The following is a 16,692-nucleotide window of genomic DNA, read 5'->3' as shown; positions in this document are numbered from 1 at the left end:
ATTCGAGGGCACCAATGAGTACTCTGTGCGGTACCTGCGAGCGACCCGTCAGTGACGGACTCACGTTGTGTGAGGTGTGCGGCCGGTCGCTCGTCGAGGCGTTGCTCGGCGTACCGGGACTGGTCGCTGATCTGGAGATCGCCCGAACGGGACAGGCGCGTTTCGGCGAGGGCCGCGCCGGCAGGCGCCCGGCCGAGGCGACGTTGCCGATCAAGGACACCAGCACTGAGTATCGCGGGCGCGGCGTGCGCCTGCTCGGAGAACGTGAGCACACCGCCCTCGCGACCGCACTGCACGGGTGGGCGCGCGTGCTCGCTGATCACCTCGGCGTCGAGATCCCCATCGGCGCACGTAGTCTCGCCGTCCTGGCCGCCAATGCGCGACACGCAGGCGGCTCGTCCGAGGTCACGGTGATCGTGCGCGAGGATCGTCCACCCAACGGCGCGCGGGTCGCCCGCCGTACCGCTGCGCATCTCATCACGCCCACGCAGGAAGCCGAACGCCTTGCGGTGTGGCTCGCCTGCCACCCGCACGAGTTGCGCCAGCTCGAAGCCGCCGACGAGGTGTACCGCGACATCACCGGCGGCACCGAGTATCTGCGGCGCGTCATCGACCGGCCCGCCGACCGAAAGTACCTCGGCAGATGCCCGATCAAGTTGGACTCCACCGAGGTGTGTGACACGAACCTGTGGGCTGAACCCGGCTCAACGTGGGTGCGGTGCCCGGCCTGCCAACAGCAGCACCAGGTCACCCGCCTCGAGGACGGCGCAGCCGTGGCTGCCCGTGAGATGTTGTGCACCATGCCCGAGCTGCTGCACGCCTGCGCGGCAGTCGGCTCGCCGATCGCGCGCCGTACCGGCTATCGGTGGGCCGCCCAGGGCCGTCTGGCGCGGCGCGCGTGGCTCATCCGCACCCGGGCCGGTGTGCGCATCACCGACCGGCACGAGGACGGTGCGGTGCCGGTGTATCGCGTGGGTGATGCCCTCGAATTGGCGCACGATAAACCGGCCGGTCGCTTCGGCTCGCCGCCGGGCAGTGAGGTAAGTGTGCGATCCCCCATCCGGCGAGACCCAGTGCGGAAGAGCTCATCCCATTAGGAGGGTCTCGTAAATCTCTGTGGCACAGAGTAATTCATGAGAATTACTGCCCCAAACCGTTGTACATACAACCGCAGAGATGTATAGTTAGAGATGTGAGGGAGAGTCCCTCACAACAATTAAACAGAGGAGATGATGTGGATTGGTACCGCGTCGCAATTGTCATTATGGGAATTGCGACTCTGCTGCTCACCTTCTACATGTTCTGGGTTAACAACCAGGAGCCGCCCTACAAGGGGAAGCACCGGGTGAAGCCACCGAGAAATCGGAAGAACAAGAAGAAGCGGCGGCGGAAGTAGAGTGAGAGCCCGGGGCGAAAGCACCGCCCCGGGTTCCCACCCGGACCAGCTTCTCACCATCGGAAAGGAACCGCAATGCCCGCAACCCTGGTCCGCGTGCTCGCCATCGCATGCCTGGCCGGCATGGCCATCGTGACCGCGCTGGCGATGATCGACGGCCGATCCGGAACCGAGCTCACCATCTACGTGGTGGCCACCTGCCTCTTGGGCGCTTTCACGATCTACAACCTCAGGAGATTCGACCGTGACGAATGACCAGCGCCCGGCGCGCTACCTCAACCGGGCGCAAGTCGCCGAACGTATCGGGGTCGTCGCCCCAGCGCTCAGCCGGTACAAGCTGCCCGACCCCGACGTGATCGTCGGGCCGGTCAACGACGACGGCACTCTACCCGTGGGCACCATCCGTGGCTGGCTGACCGAGACCATCGACGAATGGAACGCCACGCGGCCTGGGCGCGGAGCACGCACAGACCTGCGTCGGTAACACGGCCGCCGGGGTGTCTTGCTACGAGATCATCCCGGCTGTTGTGGTTTGGCACCACAACCCGCCACTGACGAGGGCACCCAGGCCGAACCCACCGATCCCGAGCGCCCCCTCTACCGGTGATCAGTCGAGCAGCGCTACAAGGCGCAACTCGCGGAAGCGGCGCGCTGGTTCGATCACTATGTACAGCAGATAGCGGCTGTGATGTACAGTGGCACTACAAACCGCGACCGACGACCCGACCCCGGAAACTGTTGGCGCGGTTTTTTCATGCCCTGACCAGGGCCGCAGTGCCCCGCCGGCGCGTACCCGTGCTCATCCCACCCGAGGTGGGTTTCGTCGTATCCCAGACCCCGCAGCGCGTCAAACGGTGTTGACCCCACCGAAGCACCCCCAAGGCGCCACTTCCCGCCGCCGCAACCCGGACTTCTCGGACCGCGGGCACGCTGCGCGCTGCGTCCTCAGCATTCGGAAATCCCGGATGGTTCACACCCGATGGAGGAAGCCATGCTGTCCACTTTGTCCGCTGCCGCGTCCGATGTTGACTGGGGCGAGGTCGCCGCCGGCGTCGGCACCATCGTCCTCGCCCTGCTTGCTGGGGTGATCGGCTGATTCGTGCCTGCCAAGCCGCCCCGGGTATGCAACCGGTGTCGCAACACCGTGCCAAGCGGGCAGCGCTGCCTCTGCCTGCCCGCTTGGTCGGGGCGCAACGGCTATACCGGCAGTGGCAGTACGCGGCGGTGGCGCACGCTGCGTGAGGCCAAGCTCAACGATGGGGACCTTTGCGAGTCCCTTGGCTGTGTAGCTCTCGGCACGGAGGTCGACCACATCATCCCGGTCGGTGCTGGTGGCGATCGATACGACTGGGACAACCTCCAGTTACTGTGCCATTCCTGCCATCAGGCCAAGACTGCGGCCGAGGCCCGCGCCGCCCGCCGCACACGGGGGTAGGGGGTCTGCATTTCCGCAGGTCAGAGGGTGGACCACGCTGCGGTAGCCTTCCTTTTTCGCGCTCAAGTTACCCAAGAAAAAAGCGGGAGGTGAAATGCCTGGACCATCTGCCGCGCCAGCTAACCTTCGGCTGCTCAAAGGGCGATCCGAAGGCCGCGACAGCGGTGGCCGACCGGTCACCCAACCCCCAGCGTTCCGGCGCATCCCGCCGAAGCCTCCGACGTGGCTGTCTGCCGAGGCGAAACGCGAATGGAAGCGCGTGGTGCCCGGCCTGGCTCGCCTGGACCTGCTCAAAGAGGAGGACCGGGCCGCACTGGCGGTGTACTGCGAGACCTGGGCACGGTGGGTCAAGGCCGCACGGGAGGTCGAGCGCGACGGATTCACCGTGCCAACCGAGCATGGTGTGAAGCGCAATCCCGCGGTGACCGTGCTCGAGACCGCGACGACGCAACTGCGCGCGATGGCGCAGGAGTTCGGACTCACGCCATCGGCCGAGGCGCGTGTTTCGCGTGGTGGTGGCGACGATGAGCCGGACGATAACCCTTTCGCCTGACGTTGAGCTGCCCGATACCGAGGAACTCGCACAGCTCAAGCTCTCGCCCGAGATCGCGTGGTACCTGCTCAGCCGCGGTATTCCGTTGCCCGATTGCCCGCCCCGGTGGAAGACACCCGAACCGCGTGACGAGCCAGGCGCCCGATTCGATGCCGAACGGGTGGACAAGGTACTGGCCGTGTTCCGCAACCTGCGGCACACGAAAGGCCGAGTCGCTGGGAAACCGCTGGTACCGGACCCGTGGCAAGTGGCCTACTTGCTCGCGCCGGTGTTCGGATGGGTCCACTACGATGCCGACCTCAGCCTGTACGTGCGCATCATCCGCACGGCGTACGTCGAGTTGCCCAGAAAGAACGGCAAGTCGACGATTGCGGGCGGTATTGGCATCTACCTGACCACGGCGGACGGCGAAGAGGGCGCGCAGGTGATCGCGGCGGCGACTCGCCTCGAGCAGGCACAGTTTGTGTTCGCGCCGATCAAGCAGCTCGCCGAGAAGGCGCCCGCGCTACGTAAGCACGTCAAGACGTACAAGGCGAAAATCGTTCACCCACGTACCGGTTCGTACTTTCAGCCGGTTGCGAATGCCGGCGACGCCCAGCACGGCGCCGATTTGCACGGCGGGATCATCGATGAGCTGCACCTGCACAAGACCAACGACCTTGTCGAGGCGATCGAGACCGGCACCGGCTCACGGTCGCAACCGCTGATCGTGTTCATCACGACCGCGGACGCCAGCCGCAAGGAAACCTCGTACGACCGCAAGCGCAGGCTCGTCGAGCAGCTCGCCCGCGGCGCGCTCACAGACCCGGCCACTTACGGCGTGATCTGGGCCGCTGATGAGACCGCCGAGGGATTCGATCCGTACAGCGAGGACGCGCAGCGCGCCGCGAACCCCGGCTACGGAATATCGCCGACGCGGGCATTTCTACGGCAAGCCGCGGTCAAGGCGCGGCAGTCGCCCGCCGACCACGCCAGCTACATGCGTCTGCACCTCGGCGTACGGACCAAGCAGGCACAGCGATATCTCGACATTGAGGCATGGGACCGAAACGCGAGCATCGTCGACGAGCTGACACTGCACGGACGCCGGGCATACGGCGGGCTCGACCTTGCCAGCACGAGCGACCTATGCGCGCTGTGCTGGTTGTTCCCCGACGAGCACGGCGGTTACGACGCGCTGTGGCGGTTGTGGACACCCGAGGACAACCTCGTCGCGCTCGACAAGCGCACAGCGGGCGCGGCGTCGGGCTGGGTGCAGCGGGGCATCATCACCGCGACGCCGGGCAATGTCGCCGATTACGACTACATCGAAGCGCAGATCCTCAGGGATTCGGCGGTTTTCGACGTGGTCGAGATCGCCTATGACCGGTGGAACTCATCGCAACTGGTGAACAACCTCGTCGCCGAGGGTGCGCCCATGGTGACGATCGGGCAGGGGTACGCGTCGCTGTCGAGCCCGACGAAGGAGCTGCAGCGGCTCGTCCTGCAGGGCACCGAGGAGACTCCGATCGTTCGGCACGGCGGCAATCCGGCGATGCGGTGGATGGTCGACAACTTCGCGGTCGCGCTCGATCCGGCGGGAAATGTCAAGCCGGACAAAGCCCACGCGGCCGACAAGATCGACGGTGTTGCCGCGCTGATCATGGCTCTCGCTCGCGCAATCGACAGCGAGCCCGACCAGGGCAGCGCCTACGAAGACAACGGCCTGATGGTCGTCTGAGCGATACACGAAAGGCGGCAATGGGATACAGGTACGTGGTGCATCGGCGTGTGGTCGTGAACCTGCTCAGCGGTACGGCGGTCACGGGTGTGATCGTCACGGCTCGCGGCCCGCTGTATGTGCTGCGCGATGCCGCGGTGCTGCGCGAGGACGGCACCGCCGTTCCGGCTGACGGCGAGATCGTTGTCGACAAGGGGAACGTCGATTACATCCAGGCGGTCACACCGTGACGTTCGTCGTCTCTGATGGCGCGGTGCGGTCGCTGGCGCGGCCGGACCAGCCGCGGCAGCCGGTATTGCGGCTCTCGGATCGGCACGCTATCGAGTATGCCGAGCTGTGGCGCAGCCAGCCCGCAGTGCGCACCTGTACGCAGTTCCTTGCACGCAACATCGCTCAGCTCGGTATTCACGTCTTCCGGCGCAACGACGACACCGACCGTGAGCGGTTGACCGATCACCCGCTGTCGCTGCTGTTGCGCAAGCCGAACGGGTGGACGACGCGGTATCGGTTCATGAACGCGCTGGTCCTGGATTTCGCGATCTTCGACCGGGCGTACCTGTTGAAGACACAGACGGGCGAAGGGCTCGGCCTGGTGCGCATCCCGCCGCCGATGGTCACCCCGAAGGGTGACAACTGGCTCACCCCGGACCGGTTCGAGCTCGCAGGCACGAACGGCAAACGCGAGATCTCGGCCGATCAGATGCTGTACTTCCGCGGCTACGACGTGCATGGTGACCTCGGTACCTCACCGATCGAGTCGTTACGGCAGATCCTCGCCGAGGAGTACGCCGGCACTCGAATGCGTGAGCAGGTACTCAACAACGGCGCGCGCATCGCCGGGTACATTCAGCGCCCTGCTGGGGCCAAATGGAGCGACCCCGCCCGCGAACGGTTCCGCAAGGAATGGCAATCGCAGTACACCGGCGACGGGCCGCAGGCGGGCGGTACACCGATCCTCGAGGACGGCATGACCTTCGAGGGTGCGGCTATGACCGCCACCGACTTGCAGTACCTCGAGGTGCGCAAGCTCTCACGCGAAGAGGTCGCCGCCGCCTACTTCATCCCACCGCCCATGGTCGGAATGCTCGACAAGGCAACGTTTTCCAACATCCAAGAGCAGCACAAGATGCTGTATCAGGACACCCTGGGCCCGTGGCTGACCATGCTCGCCGAGGACATCGAGCTGCAGCTAGTGCCCGATCTCGCTGCGCCGAACGACCCGGTGTACATCGAGTTCAACTTGCGCGAGAAGCTCACCGGCTCTTTCGAGGAGCGTGCCGCGCAGATGCAGACTGCGGTCGGGGCGCCCTGGATGACTGTCAACGAGGCTCGCGCGCTGGACAACCGTCCGCCAATCGAGGGCGGTGATGAGCTGGTTCGCCCGCTGAACGTCACCGCCAACGGCGACCAGAAACCGATGCCGGCCGAAACGGTACCCGATGACGAGGACGCCGACGAGCCCGCAGTCGACGAGGGAGGCGAGCAGTGATGCGCACCAAGGATGCGGCCGTGCAGCTCAAGGCCGGACCCGATGACGGTCTCGCTGAAGGCGAGTTCACCGCGTACGCGAGCGTGTTCGGCAACAAGGACTCCTACGACGAAGTCGTGATGCCCGGCGCGTTCTCGAACACGCTCAACGCGTGGACAGCGAGCGGTGCACCGATTCCGCTGTTGTTCGGGCACAACATGAGCGACCCAGATTTCAACATCGGCCATGTCGTCGAGGCGTCAGAAGATGGCCGCGGACTGAAGGTCCGAGCGCAGCTCGACTTGCAGAACCCTAAGGCGGCACAGGTTTATCGAATGCTGAAGGGTCGCCGAGTCAATCAGATGTCATTCGCCTATGACGTTCTGAGCAGGAGCATTGAGGAGCGAGCTCGAGTTGACGGCGATGGGTTCGAGATGGAACCCGAGCGGTATGTCGCGCTGCACGAGCTGAAGCTCTACGAGGTCTCGGTCGTAACCATCGGTGCGAACCAGGAGACCGAAATTCTCGAGGTGAAGCAGGTCCCGACATTCGCCGACCGCACCCTCGCAGACCTCAAGGCCGGCCGAGTGCTCTCGGCCAAGAACGAAGGCGAGATCCGCACCGCGCACGACGCGCTCTCGCGTGTACTCGCCGTCCTCGATGCAGACGACACAGACGAGGAGAAGGCCAGCGGTAAGCCCGGCAAATCCGTTCGTCCCGATGCGCAAGGGCCAGCGGTAGCGCCGGTGAATCCGTCCGTCTCCGCCTCGGCGGTGCTGGACGCGTTCGCACTCGAAATCAAGCTGAGCGCGTAAACCCAACTCCCCGAAAGGAATACCTGAACAATGATGACCAAGACCAAGCTCGCCGATCTGCAGCAGTCCGCGCTCGCCGCGACCTCGGCGGCCCGCGAGATCGCCGAGAAGGCTGACGCCGACCCGTCGACCTGGTCGGAGCAGGTCCGCGCTGACTACGACGCCGAGATGAAGAAGGGTCGCGACCTGCTCGAGCAGATCAAGGTCGCCAAGCGGGACCTTGAGATCATCGACGAAGCCAAGGCGCTCGCGGCCGAGATCGGCGAGCCCGCCGTTGGGGATCTCGACGCGCAGGGACAGCGGCCGGTGCGCGAGCGCATGAAGTCGCTCGGTTTCCAGGTAGTCGAGTCGCCCGAGTACAAGGCGATGCTCAAGCCGTTCGGTGACCGCACGATCCCGGAGAAGACCCGTATCCAGTCCGACCCGATCGGCATCAAAGGCTTGTTCGTCGGCGGCTCGGACACCTCCGCGGGTGCGTTCGTGGTGCCCGAGCAGACCGGCATTGTGGAGATGCTCGGCCGCAAGGAGCTGACCATCCGCGATCTGGTCTCGGTGCGGCGCACCAGCTCCGACACCGTCGAGTATGTCGCGCAGACCAGCCACACCAACGCCGCCGCGGTTGTGCCCGAGGCAACCAGTTCGGCTGCCCCGACTGCCCCCGGCTCGGCCGGTGCGCTGATACTGAACGCGAACGGCGGCTACAAGCCCGAGGGCGCGTGGGCGTTCGAACGCAAGACCGCAGTCGTGAAGACCATCGCCGAATGGGTGCCGGCCACCAAGCGGGCGCTCGCCGATGTGAAGGCCCTCGAGGATCTGATCAACGACGAGCTGCGCCGTGACGTGGCCGAAGCCGAAGAGGGCCAGATCCTCGGCGGCGACGGCACTGGCGAGAACTTCACCGGCATCCTCAACTGGTCCGGTGTGCAGACGCAGGCATATGTCACCGATGTGTTCACCTCGCTGCGCAAGGCCGTGACCAAGGCCCGCACGGTCGGGCGCGTGAACCCGACCGCGATCGTCATGAACCCGGCCGACGCCGAGGGTATCGACCTGACCAAGGACGCGAATGGCCGCTACTACTACGGCGGGCCGTTCGCCATCGACGCCTTGCGTGTGTGGCGGCTGCCGGTGGTCGAGTCCGAGACCCAGCCCGCCGGTACCGCGCTGCTCGGCGACTTCAACAAGGCCGTGATCTGGGACCGGGAGCAGACCACTGTCACCATGACCGACTCGCATGCGGACTTCTTCATCCGCAACATGGTCGCGATCCTCGCCGAGGAGCGGCTCGCGTTCGCTGTCACCCGCCCGTCCGCATTCGTGACCGTGGCTCTCGCGTAATGGCGTTGCTCGAATCGCGTGCGGCCGAGTCGCCCCGGCCGCACGCACCGAGGGAGGATCACATGCTCGAGGTCTACGAGGTCACCGTGAACGGGTGGCCGACCACGATGCAGCTCACAGCAGCTGACGCGGCGCAGCGCGCCCTCACTGGCGAGGACACCGTCGCGCACCGTACAGCGGTGCGTGAGTGGCTCGCTGCCGAGGCCCGCGCTATCGAGGCTCGAGCCGAGACCAAGCAACGCACTCCGTCGAACAAGTCGCGCGGTGCGGCGAACAAGGGCGGCGCGTAGATGACCGCGCCTGGCCCGCTGCTGTCGCTGGCCGAGTATCAGGCGTTGGCTGCGGGTACCGGACTCGAACAGACCCGGCTCGATGGCGTGATCGCTGACATTCGGGACTATTGCGGGTGGCATATCGCGGTCGCGGCAAACGAGACGATCACTCTCGACGGTACTGGTGCGGCGGTGGTGCAGGTGCCGACGCTGCGGCTATCGGCTGTCGCCGCGGTCTCCGAGGAGGGGGTCGCGCTGGCAGCCACCGAGTACGAGTGGTCAGCTGATGGCACGCTGCGGCGGCTGCCGATTGGCCGGTGCTGGACGAATCGGTACCGCGCCATCGTCGTCGAGTGCACGCACGGCTATGACGAGGTGCCCTCCGCGATCGTGTCCGTCGTGCTGGACGCGACATCGGTGGCACTGTCTGCGCCGGTCGGATCGGGCGGTGAGATGCCGGAAACGATCGGGCCTTTCACGTTCAGCGGCAATAAAGGCGCGGGCGCATTCACCGGGGCACAGCTGCGCGTGCTCGACCGCTACCGGATCGGTCCGCGGCCATGACCGAGCAGGTCACCCGCCACCGCGGCGGAGGCTACGACAGCGACGGCAACCAGATCCCTTGGGACGACACCGCGCTCGCCGTCTGGGCCGTCGCTCCGGGCACGACCGCCGAGTATCTCGACCGTGGCCGCGATGGCGACCGGGTCGACTACTCGATCTATCACGTGCCCGAACTGGACATCACCAACAACGACGAGGTGACCGTGCGCGGGCGGCGCTGCCGCGTGCAAGTCGAGCAGTGGCGGTCACCGCATACTAGCCGCACGGGCACGGTCGTGCTGTGCAGTAGTGGGGAGGGCTGATCGTGGCAACTGCCCGGGGAGTCCGGCTCGATCATCGCGGTCTCGGCAAGATCCTGAAATCACAGGCCTTCGCTGATGTAGTCAACGATGCCGCGATCCGGGTCGCCGCCGCCGCTGGCGACAACGCCGAGGTCGACAAATACACCACCGATCGGAAGGCTGCCGCTGTGATCGTCCCGGCCGAGGACCAGGCCCGCGACGGCGCCCTCACTCGCGCCGCAGCGTCGGTCGGCCTCGAGGTCCGCGCTAAACCGTGAAACCTCAGCGGACACCGGGTGATCCGGCAAAAGCTATCAAGACCTATCTCGCCGCAGTGTTACCCGGGCTCGTGACACCCGCTCCGACTGTCGGCTTGGTGCTGCCGGCGACGTGGGCGCCGAGCACCTCGGCGGCGGCGGTCGTCGTGTTCGACGACGGCGGCGGCGCGATTTGGCCGGTGTCGACCAGCCCGACTGTGCGCATCACGGTATGGGCAGCAGGGCGCGACCCCTCTCGGCAGATCGCCGGTGTTTGCCTCGGTGTGCTGCTGTCGCACCGGATCACGGGCGTCGCCACAATCACGCAACCGACTGGCTTGCTCGAGGCTAAGGACAGCAACAACAGCGGACACATGTGCTCGTTCACTGTGCGGGCAAGCGCGCGCACAGTCGCGGGCTGACTCGCAATCCGTAGACGCCCGCCCCTGGCCCGGTCGGGAATTACACACTCACGAGAGGCAGTACGCTCATGGCATTGACCCGCGATCCCGATTCGGTGCAGATCTACGCTGACGCGGCTATCTATGTCGGCAAGACACTCAGCCCGACTATGCCCGCATCGATTGCCGACCCCTTTGATCAGACGTGGGACAACCTCGGGATCCTCAACGGCGACAGCGGTATCACGAACCCGCGGGAGTGGGACGTCACCGAGCATTTCGGTTGGGGTATCGGGCTGTATCGCAAGGGATACAAGAATTACAAGGAGAGAAGGGTCTTCACCTGCCTCGAGTCGAATGCAACCACGCAGCGCATCGCACGGCCCGGCTCGACTGTGACACAGATTGTCCAAGCGCGTCCCAAGGGATTCATGCTTGCGTTCGAGTTCCTCAGCGACGCCGGACTCAAAGAGCGAGTGTTCACTGCGCGCCCGGCCGATTGCTGGATACCGAACCTCGACCGTAACGAGTCCGATCCGACCGGTCATGAAGTGACCGCGGATATCTTCGCAACCGGCTCGGGTCTGCTCTACACCCGGCAGTACACCCCGGTGCACGAGGTGCAACTGGTCACGATCACTGGCGCGCCGACAGGTGGGGACTGGACGTTGTCGTATGCAGGGACCGCGACAACCGCTATCGCGTTCGATGCCGAAGCGACTGCTGTGCAGTCCGCGCTCGAGGCGACCCTCGGCGTCGGCAATGTCACCGTGTCGGGCACCGCGGGTGGCCCGTACACGGTGGCATTGGGCGGCGAGTACCTCGGGCAACCAAATGAGCTGCTGGTCGGTGACGGTAGCGGCCTTACTGGCGGCACCGATCCGACGGTCACCGTCGCCGATGCGCCCTGACAGACGAAGCCGTAAACACGCATTCCGCACTGATCGCGCCAAGTTCCTGTGCGACCTGCCCAGGTCACGAGGAATTCAGTCGTTCGCACGAGAGGAAACCATGCCATGACCACGAAGAAGGCCCCCGTCAAGCGGGCGGTCCCTGCCCGCCCTGCGGGCGTCACACAGCCGCAGGACCACCTCGCGCCTCAAGACGGGGCCGAGGCGACCAGCGCGGCGCAGCGTGAGGCCGAGGGTATCGAGACCGTCCTGTGCGAGTTCGGTGGCATGACGTTCGAGGTGCCGGCCGATCCCGATGACTGGCCGACCGTGGTGCATCAGGCGTTCGCGAGGAACGCACACATCGATGCGATTGAGCATCTGCTGGGTCCGCAGCAGTGGGCTCGGTTCAACCACCGGTTTCCCAAAAAGCGGCAGTTCGTCGAGTTCTCGAACCTGCTCGCCGAGCTGCTCGGTTTCGGTACTGCGGGAAACTGACTCAGCTGCTCGTCTTACTGCATGAGCATCCGGACGCGGTCGAATCCGATTTGCGTCGGATGGGGGTGCGGTACTCGGATCGGTGGCGGCGCGATGCGGACGGGCAGCGTAGGCTCACGCTGCGCGAAATCTGGGTTCTGATTCAGTATTTGCCCGATGACGCGGCTCTCATCCTCGTAGGCCGGCAGGGTGCCCGTTGGGGCGTAACCGACTATCTGCTTGCCGATGTCTGGCAGGCACTCACCGGCAAGCCGCACTACGCGCGGCCGAAAACATCTACCCAGCAGCAGAGCGCGCAGCGCGCTCGGGCTGAACGCGCGGTCCGACGCCAATTCGCGGCACGCCGCCGCCAGATCGAGCGGTATACGCACGATGCGGAACATCGAGAGGGGCAGTGATCTGATGGACATATCCGGTTACACCGCCTTGCAGGTCATCCCAACGTTGCGGGGATTTCAGGGCAACCTCGAGCGGCAACTCGCGGCGCCGCTCGTGGCTGCCGGTCGGTCCGCGGGGCAAGCCACCGGCCGCGGTATCGCGCAAGGCGTTGATGCGGCGCGCGCCGCGGTCGAGCGTGCGGCCGACGCGCTCGAAACAGCGCGGGAGAAGGAGCAGACTGCGGCCGGTCGGGTGCGGGTCGCCGAGGCCAGGCTCAACCAGCTGCGGAGCTCTGGTGCCGCGTCTACGGCACAGCTCACCCGCGCCGAGGAGGCACTCGCGGAGGCACAGCGCGGAGTCGCGCGGGCTGGGCGTAACACGCAGCGGGCAACGCAAAACCTCGCGGATGCGAATACGGAACTGACCAACGCCACCGACAACGCCACAGAATCGGAGGGGCGATTCAGGCGGGCGGTGGACGCGATGTCGGACAAGCTCGGCCCAGCCGCTAAACAGATGCTGGCGCTCGGCGCGGCAACCGCCGGCATCGGAACTGCCTGGGGAACGGTGTCCGAAGCCATCTCACGTGAACAATCGGTCGACCTACTGGCTGCCCAACTCGGCGCGTCGCCCGAGCTGGCGGCCGAATATGGCCGCATCGCGGGCGATCTCTACAAGGAGGGGCTCGGAGAATCGTTCGACGATGTGACTCAGGCCGTCCGTGGCGTGCAGTCCGCATTCGATGTCCTCGGTAGCGAGGGTGAGGTCAGTATCGACAAGGTCACCGAGCGGGCGCTCAACCTGAGCAAGATCCTTGGTATCGAGGTTGCTGACGTCGTGCAAACGACCTCCCAGCTCGTCACAATCGGGCTGGCCAAGGACTCGACAGAGGCGTTCGACTTGATGACCGCTGCGTCGCAGCGTGTTTCGGTAGCGATGGCTGACGAGCTGCCAGAGTTGATCAATGAGTACGGCACCTTTTTTCGTAGCATCGGATTCGATGGTCAAGAGGCGTTCGGGCTGCTAGTCAATGCAAGCGATCAAGGCAAGGTCGCTATGGATAAAGTCGGCGACGCCTTGAAGGAAACCGGGATCCGGGCAACGGATTTGGGGGACAAGGGTGCTGTCGAGGCACTCGAGGATATCGGTCTCGGTGCGGCGAATATTCAGAATCGCTTGCTCGCAGGTGGTGAAACTGCGAAGGTCGCATTCGCGGAACTGGTTGCGGGTTTGCAGTCGATTCAGGACCCCGGCGAGCAGGCTGCTGCGGCTCTAGCCCTGATCGGCACCCCAATGGAGGATCTCAATAAGGTCGAGTTGTCGGCGTTCCTCGAGGCGATGTCACACGCTGGCGAGTCGATGATCGGTTTCGCCGGGTCGGCCGACCAGGCAGGGCAGACGCTCAACGACAACACTGATACTGCACTCAAACGCGTAACGCGGTCCATTCAGGACGAGCTAGTGGGCGCGCTCGGATCCGGTGCAGAGTGGATCGAGAACAACAATCGCGCGGCACTCGGACTAGGCATCGCGTTGGGGACCCTCGCAGGCGCACTCATCGCGGCGAAAGCCGCCGCCGGTGGGTACGCCATCGCGCAAGGCATCATGGCTGCCGCGAGCGGAGCCGGTACCGCTGCACTCGCAGCGAACACTCTCGCTGTCGGGGCGTACACGATAGCGACCGGCGTCATCCGCGCTGCGACCGCCGCATGGGCCGGCGTGCAGTGGTTGCTCAACGCGGCTTTGGCGGCAAACCCGCTCGGGCTGATCGTGGTCGCTATCGGCGCGCTTGTGGCCGGAATCGTGCTCGCGTGGCGACACAGCGAAACGTTCCGAGACATCGTGACCGGGGCGTGGGAGGCAATCAAGACCGGCGCACTGTTCGTGTGGGACAACGTTCTGAAGCCGTTCTTCGGGTGGTGGGGCGATGCCTTCGACAAAGCGGGTGCAGTTGCAATGTGGCTGTGGGAAAACGCGGTCAAACCAGCGTGGGACGGAATCAAGGGCGGCATCTCGACGGCATGGGACTTCATCAAAGGACTGTTCGAGGACTTCAAAGCCGGAATGGGTTTGATCTCGGACAAAGCCGGCGAAGTCAAGGACTGGATCGTCGAGAAATTCACCGCGCTAGTCGATTTCGTCACCGGACTGCCCGCAAAAATCACAGACGCCGCATCCGGATTGTGGGACGGAATCAAGGATTCGTTCAAAGGTGCGATCAACTGGCTGATAGAGCGGTGGAACAACTTTTCTCTCGGGTTTGACTTCACAATTCCTGTCATAGACAGGCACATTTCTTTCACAATCGACACTCCGGACTTGCCGCTTTTATCCCGTGGCGGAATCGCGGGTGTCGACAATGCGGGCCGCATTATCGGTCCCGGCAGTGGTACCTCGGACTCGATTCTGGCAATTGGATCTAGTGGCCTGCCTACAGCATTGGTCTCCGCCGGTGAGGGCGTGGTGCGCAAGTCCGCGATGGATACGGGCGGCGCTGAACTCGTCGCCGCACTCAATGCAGGATGGGTGCCGCCGCTGGACTTGTTGCGCGCGATGCTGCCCGGTCTCGCCAGCGGCGGCTTGGTCGAGGCGCAGAATTGGGCGCGCGGCGAGGCTGGCAAGCCCTATCAATACGGTGGCACTGGTGACCCGTCCTGGGACTGCTCGGGGTTCGTCGGCGGTGTGTGGGCGATCCTCAACGGCAAGACCCCGAACGCCCGCTACTTCAACACCGAATCGGACTTCAACAAGTTCGGATTCCTTGAGGGGCAGGGCGGCCCGAACGACCTGTCGATCGGCGTCGAGCGCGGCGGTGGCGGCCCGAACTCGCATATGGCGATGACCATCGGCGACCTGAACGCCGAGGCGAGCGGGTCGGACGGCGTCGAGGTCGGGCCGGGCGCGCAGGGTGCGGCTGACTTCCCGTTGCGGTGGCACTACCCGCTCGACGGCGACCCGCTCGATGAGGGCAGCCCCGGCACAAGGGGCGGCAGTAGTGGCGGACTCGGGACCGGTGGCACCTCGGGCAGTGGCACCGGCGGGTCGTCCAGAAGCGGCGGCGGTAGCAGCTTGAGCGGCAACAGGCCGGTAGGTGACGCGGTTCCGGTCTGGGTCGACAACGAGATCTCGATTGGCAACTGGCCGAGCAACCTCGGCGGTGGCTCATCCTCGTCGAGCGGCAGCGGCGATTCGTCGTTCACCCCGACCGATGACACCGGCCAGACGTTCGACCAGGCCGCCGCCGTGTCCGCAGCGTTCGACAAGTTCAACGCCTCGATCGCGAACGCGGGCTCGGACTTCGTGACCGGGCAGCGGTCGAGCATCCCCGGTATCGGCAGCCACGCCGACGGGATCGCGAAGACGGTCAACAACTGGCAGATTCTCACCGCCGACGTGGCGGGTGCTTTCGACCGGATCGCCCGCGAGCAGAAACGCCAGACCGTGGGGAAGGGGTAGCGGGTGGGTGTATACGCGACGGTCGAGCTGTATGGGTGTGACGGGTCCTACTTCTGCTTGTCGGGTGTGGACGCGGGCGACCAGGGCGTCGTCTTGGGAACCAGCCCACAGGGGCTCTACGACGCGCCGGTGCGCGTGTCGATGAAGAAGGGCGCGTTCGAGGTGGGTGGACGGCCGGTCAAGGTCGACCGGCCGCACCGCGAGATCGACATTCGGCTCGGAGCATTCAGCGACGACCCCGAGGATTGGGCGATGATCGACTCGCGGCTACGCGGCGCGTTCGACTACGAGGTCGACCCGTGGGACCCCGACGCGAAACCTGCCCGACTCGCCATCACGACGCCGCTGAGCGGTACCCGCTGGATCGACGTGCTGTTGCTCGAGTCGCCGATTATGGCGATGGACACCGACCCATGGGACTACCGGCACTCCGACCTGCCAGTGACTCTCGTTGCACCGCAACCCATGTGGTACCAGGACGATTGGGTCGGCGACGCTGATCACCCGGCTGGATGGATGCTGGAGAGCACGGCGTCCGGGTCGGGCGAGATTTGGGTGTGCAATCCCACCGATCGGCCGATGGCGCACACGGTCGTGGTCACCGGTGAGGGCCGCGCCACGATCCCGGACCCGTCGTGGACCGGCCCGAAGGGCGCCCGCGTGATCGGCGTCGACTTCCGATCCGGCCGCGACGATTCCGAGCGCGCCATTACCACGATCCCGATAACCCCGGTGCACGGGTCCGGCCTCGTCGCGCACGTCGACCGGATGCGGATTCCGTGGGAAGACTTCACCGGCACCAATGTGGTCGGTCTGTTCGGCGGCAACCGGTTGCTGTATGTGATCCCGCCGTACACGCCGTGGACCTCGCTACCGGTCGCAGCTTCCGAGGTCACCTCCGACACGTTCGGCATCCTGTTCCGCCAGCCGCGCCGGTGGTCGCGGCCGTGGGGATTGGAGCGGTTCTAGC

General features: G+C 65.3%; 21 protein-coding genes. 20 read left to right on the top strand and 1 reads right to left on the bottom strand.

The window, feature by feature from the left end:
* Window positions 1-14 precede the first annotated feature (14 nt).
* From K940_RS0113130 to K940_RS30760, 18 genes are all read left to right on the top strand, one after another.
* Window positions 15-1,097 (top strand): hypothetical protein, encoded by a 1,083-nt coding sequence (locus K940_RS0113130; RefSeq protein ID WP_028477931.1) that lies wholly within the window; start codon window positions 15-17, stop codon window positions 1,095-1,097.
* A gap of 167 nt (window positions 1,098-1,264) precedes the next feature.
* Window positions 1,265-1,396: a hypothetical protein gene (locus K940_RS33930; RefSeq protein ID WP_255342592.1), complete on the top strand. Its 132-nt coding sequence runs from the start codon at window positions 1,265-1,267 to the stop codon at window positions 1,394-1,396.
* A gap of 75 nt (window positions 1,397-1,471) precedes the next feature.
* Window positions 1,472-1,651 carry a hypothetical protein gene (locus K940_RS0113125; protein ID WP_028477930.1) on the top strand — a complete coding sequence of 60 codons (180 nt, stop codon included), beginning with the start codon at window positions 1,472-1,474 and terminating at the stop codon, window positions 1,649-1,651.
* Window positions 1,641-1,880, top strand: coding sequence for a hypothetical protein (locus K940_RS0113120; RefSeq protein WP_028477929.1), 240 nt, complete (start codon window positions 1,641-1,643; stop codon window positions 1,878-1,880). Before K940_RS0113125 ends, K940_RS0113120 begins: the two co-directional genes overlap by 11 nt.
* A gap of 615 nt (window positions 1,881-2,495) precedes the next feature.
* Entirely contained in the window at window positions 2,496-2,831 is a 336-nt protein-coding gene (locus K940_RS31590) for an HNH endonuclease signature motif containing protein (protein WP_036528471.1), read from the top strand.
* A gap of 94 nt (window positions 2,832-2,925) precedes the next feature.
* Window positions 2,926-3,384, top strand: a complete 459-nt coding sequence (locus K940_RS0113105) for a phage terminase small subunit P27 family (RefSeq protein WP_028477927.1) — start codon at window positions 2,926-2,928, stop codon at window positions 3,382-3,384.
* A complete protein-coding gene (locus K940_RS0113100) occupies window positions 3,356-5,104 on the top strand; it encodes a terminase large subunit (protein WP_028477926.1) in 1,749 nt (582 codons plus the stop codon). Before K940_RS0113105 ends, K940_RS0113100 begins: the two co-directional genes overlap by 29 nt.
* A gap of 56 nt (window positions 5,105-5,160) precedes the next feature.
* Window positions 5,161-5,334 (top strand): hypothetical protein, encoded by a 174-nt coding sequence (locus tag K940_RS0113095; RefSeq protein ID WP_231390358.1) that lies wholly within the window; start codon window positions 5,161-5,163, stop codon window positions 5,332-5,334.
* On the top strand, window positions 5,331-6,593 hold the full coding sequence (locus K940_RS0113090; RefSeq protein WP_028477924.1) for a phage portal protein: 1,263 nt from the start codon (window positions 5,331-5,333) through the stop codon (window positions 6,591-6,593). Before K940_RS0113095 ends, K940_RS0113090 begins: the two co-directional genes overlap by 4 nt.
* Window positions 6,593-7,387, top strand: a complete 795-nt coding sequence (locus K940_RS0113085; RefSeq protein ID WP_028477923.1) for an HK97 family phage prohead protease — start codon at window positions 6,593-6,595, stop codon at window positions 7,385-7,387. The genes K940_RS0113090 and K940_RS0113085 overlap by 1 nt, the downstream gene beginning before the upstream one ends.
* Window positions 7,388-7,417: 30 nt before the next feature.
* Window positions 7,418-8,725, top strand: a complete 1,308-nt coding sequence (locus K940_RS0113080) for a phage major capsid protein (protein ID WP_028477922.1) — start codon at window positions 7,418-7,420, stop codon at window positions 8,723-8,725.
* 62 nt (window positions 8,726-8,787) lie between these two features.
* Window positions 8,788-9,015: a hypothetical protein gene (locus K940_RS0113075; RefSeq protein ID WP_155980846.1), complete on the top strand. Its 228-nt coding sequence runs from the start codon at window positions 8,788-8,790 to the stop codon at window positions 9,013-9,015.
* Entirely contained in the window at window positions 9,016-9,561 is a 546-nt protein-coding gene (locus tag K940_RS30770) for a hypothetical protein (RefSeq protein ID WP_051407150.1), read from the top strand.
* Window positions 9,558-9,863 carry a hypothetical protein gene (locus tag K940_RS0113065; protein WP_028477920.1) on the top strand — a complete coding sequence of 102 codons (306 nt, stop codon included), beginning with the start codon at window positions 9,558-9,560 and terminating at the stop codon, window positions 9,861-9,863. The genes K940_RS30770 and K940_RS0113065 overlap by 4 nt, the downstream gene beginning before the upstream one ends.
* Before the next feature lie 2 nt (window positions 9,864-9,865).
* Window positions 9,866-10,120 carry a hypothetical protein gene (locus K940_RS0113060; RefSeq protein WP_028477919.1) on the top strand — a complete coding sequence of 85 codons (255 nt, stop codon included), beginning with the start codon at window positions 9,866-9,868 and terminating at the stop codon, window positions 10,118-10,120.
* Entirely contained in the window at window positions 10,117-10,521 is a 405-nt protein-coding gene (locus K940_RS30765) for a hypothetical protein (RefSeq protein ID WP_051407149.1), read from the top strand. The genes K940_RS0113060 and K940_RS30765 overlap by 4 nt, the downstream gene beginning before the upstream one ends.
* A 74-nt stretch (window positions 10,522-10,595) precedes the next feature.
* Entirely contained in the window at window positions 10,596-11,411 is an 816-nt protein-coding gene (locus K940_RS0113050; protein WP_196812187.1) for a hypothetical protein, read from the top strand.
* 105 nt (window positions 11,412-11,516) lie between these two features.
* A complete protein-coding gene (locus tag K940_RS30760; RefSeq protein WP_051407148.1) occupies window positions 11,517-11,888 on the top strand; it encodes a hypothetical protein in 372 nt (123 codons plus the stop codon).
* 14 nt (window positions 11,889-11,902) lie between these two features.
* Here K940_RS30760 and K940_RS33000 read toward each other — a convergent pair whose 3' ends face one another.
* Window positions 11,903-12,259 (bottom strand): hypothetical protein, encoded by a 357-nt coding sequence (locus K940_RS33000; protein ID WP_036528469.1) that lies wholly within the window; start codon window positions 12,257-12,259, stop codon window positions 11,903-11,905.
* Window position 12,260: 1 nt separating this feature from the next.
* Here K940_RS33000 and K940_RS0113035 point away from each other — a divergent pair, with 1 nt between their 5' ends.
* Window positions 12,261-15,722, top strand: a complete 3,462-nt coding sequence (locus tag K940_RS0113035) for a hypothetical protein (RefSeq protein WP_028477917.1) — start codon at window positions 12,261-12,263, stop codon at window positions 15,720-15,722.
* 3 nt (window positions 15,723-15,725) lie between these two features.
* Window positions 15,726-16,691 carry a hypothetical protein gene (locus K940_RS0113030; RefSeq protein ID WP_155980843.1) on the top strand — a complete coding sequence of 322 codons (966 nt, stop codon included), beginning with the start codon at window positions 15,726-15,728 and terminating at the stop codon, window positions 16,689-16,691.
* Window position 16,692 lies beyond the last annotated feature (1 nt).

Source organism: Nocardia sp. CNY236, assembly GCF_000482385.1.
Classification (GTDB): Bacteria; Actinomycetota; Actinomycetes; order Mycobacteriales; family Mycobacteriaceae; genus Nocardia.
This window is presented reverse-complemented; position numbering and strand designations above follow the sequence as displayed.

Bases quoted from the DNA above. Each gene is read 5' to 3' on its own strand.
- K940_RS33930 (WP_255342592.1), top strand. From the start codon at position 1,265: ATGGGAATTGCGACTCTGCTGCTCACCTTCTACATGTTCTGGGTTAAC.
- K940_RS0113085 (WP_028477923.1), top strand. From the start codon at position 6,593: ATGCGCACCAAGGATGCGGCCGTGCAGCTCAAGGCCGGACCCGATGAC.
- K940_RS0113130 (WP_028477931.1), top strand. From the start codon at position 15: ATGAGTACTCTGTGCGGTACCTGCGAGCGACCCGTCAGTGACGGACTC.
- K940_RS30760 (WP_051407148.1), top strand. From the start codon at position 11,517: ATGACCACGAAGAAGGCCCCCGTCAAGCGGGCGGTCCCTGCCCGCCCT.
- K940_RS0113075 (WP_155980846.1), top strand. From the start codon at position 8,788: ATGCTCGAGGTCTACGAGGTCACCGTGAACGGGTGGCCGACCACGATG.
- K940_RS0113100 (WP_028477926.1), top strand. From the start codon at position 3,356: ATGAGCCGGACGATAACCCTTTCGCCTGACGTTGAGCTGCCCGATACC.
- K940_RS0113035 (WP_028477917.1), top strand. From the start codon at position 12,261: ATGCGGAACATCGAGAGGGGCAGTGATCTGATGGACATATCCGGTTAC.
- K940_RS0113125 (WP_028477930.1), top strand. From the start codon at position 1,472: ATGCCCGCAACCCTGGTCCGCGTGCTCGCCATCGCATGCCTGGCCGGC.
- K940_RS30770 (WP_051407150.1), top strand. From the start codon at position 9,016: ATGACCGCGCCTGGCCCGCTGCTGTCGCTGGCCGAGTATCAGGCGTTG.
- K940_RS0113105 (WP_028477927.1), top strand. From the start codon at position 2,926: ATGCCTGGACCATCTGCCGCGCCAGCTAACCTTCGGCTGCTCAAAGGG.
- K940_RS0113080 (WP_028477922.1), top strand. From the start codon at position 7,418: ATGATGACCAAGACCAAGCTCGCCGATCTGCAGCAGTCCGCGCTCGCC.
- K940_RS0113065 (WP_028477920.1), top strand. From the start codon at position 9,558: ATGACCGAGCAGGTCACCCGCCACCGCGGCGGAGGCTACGACAGCGAC.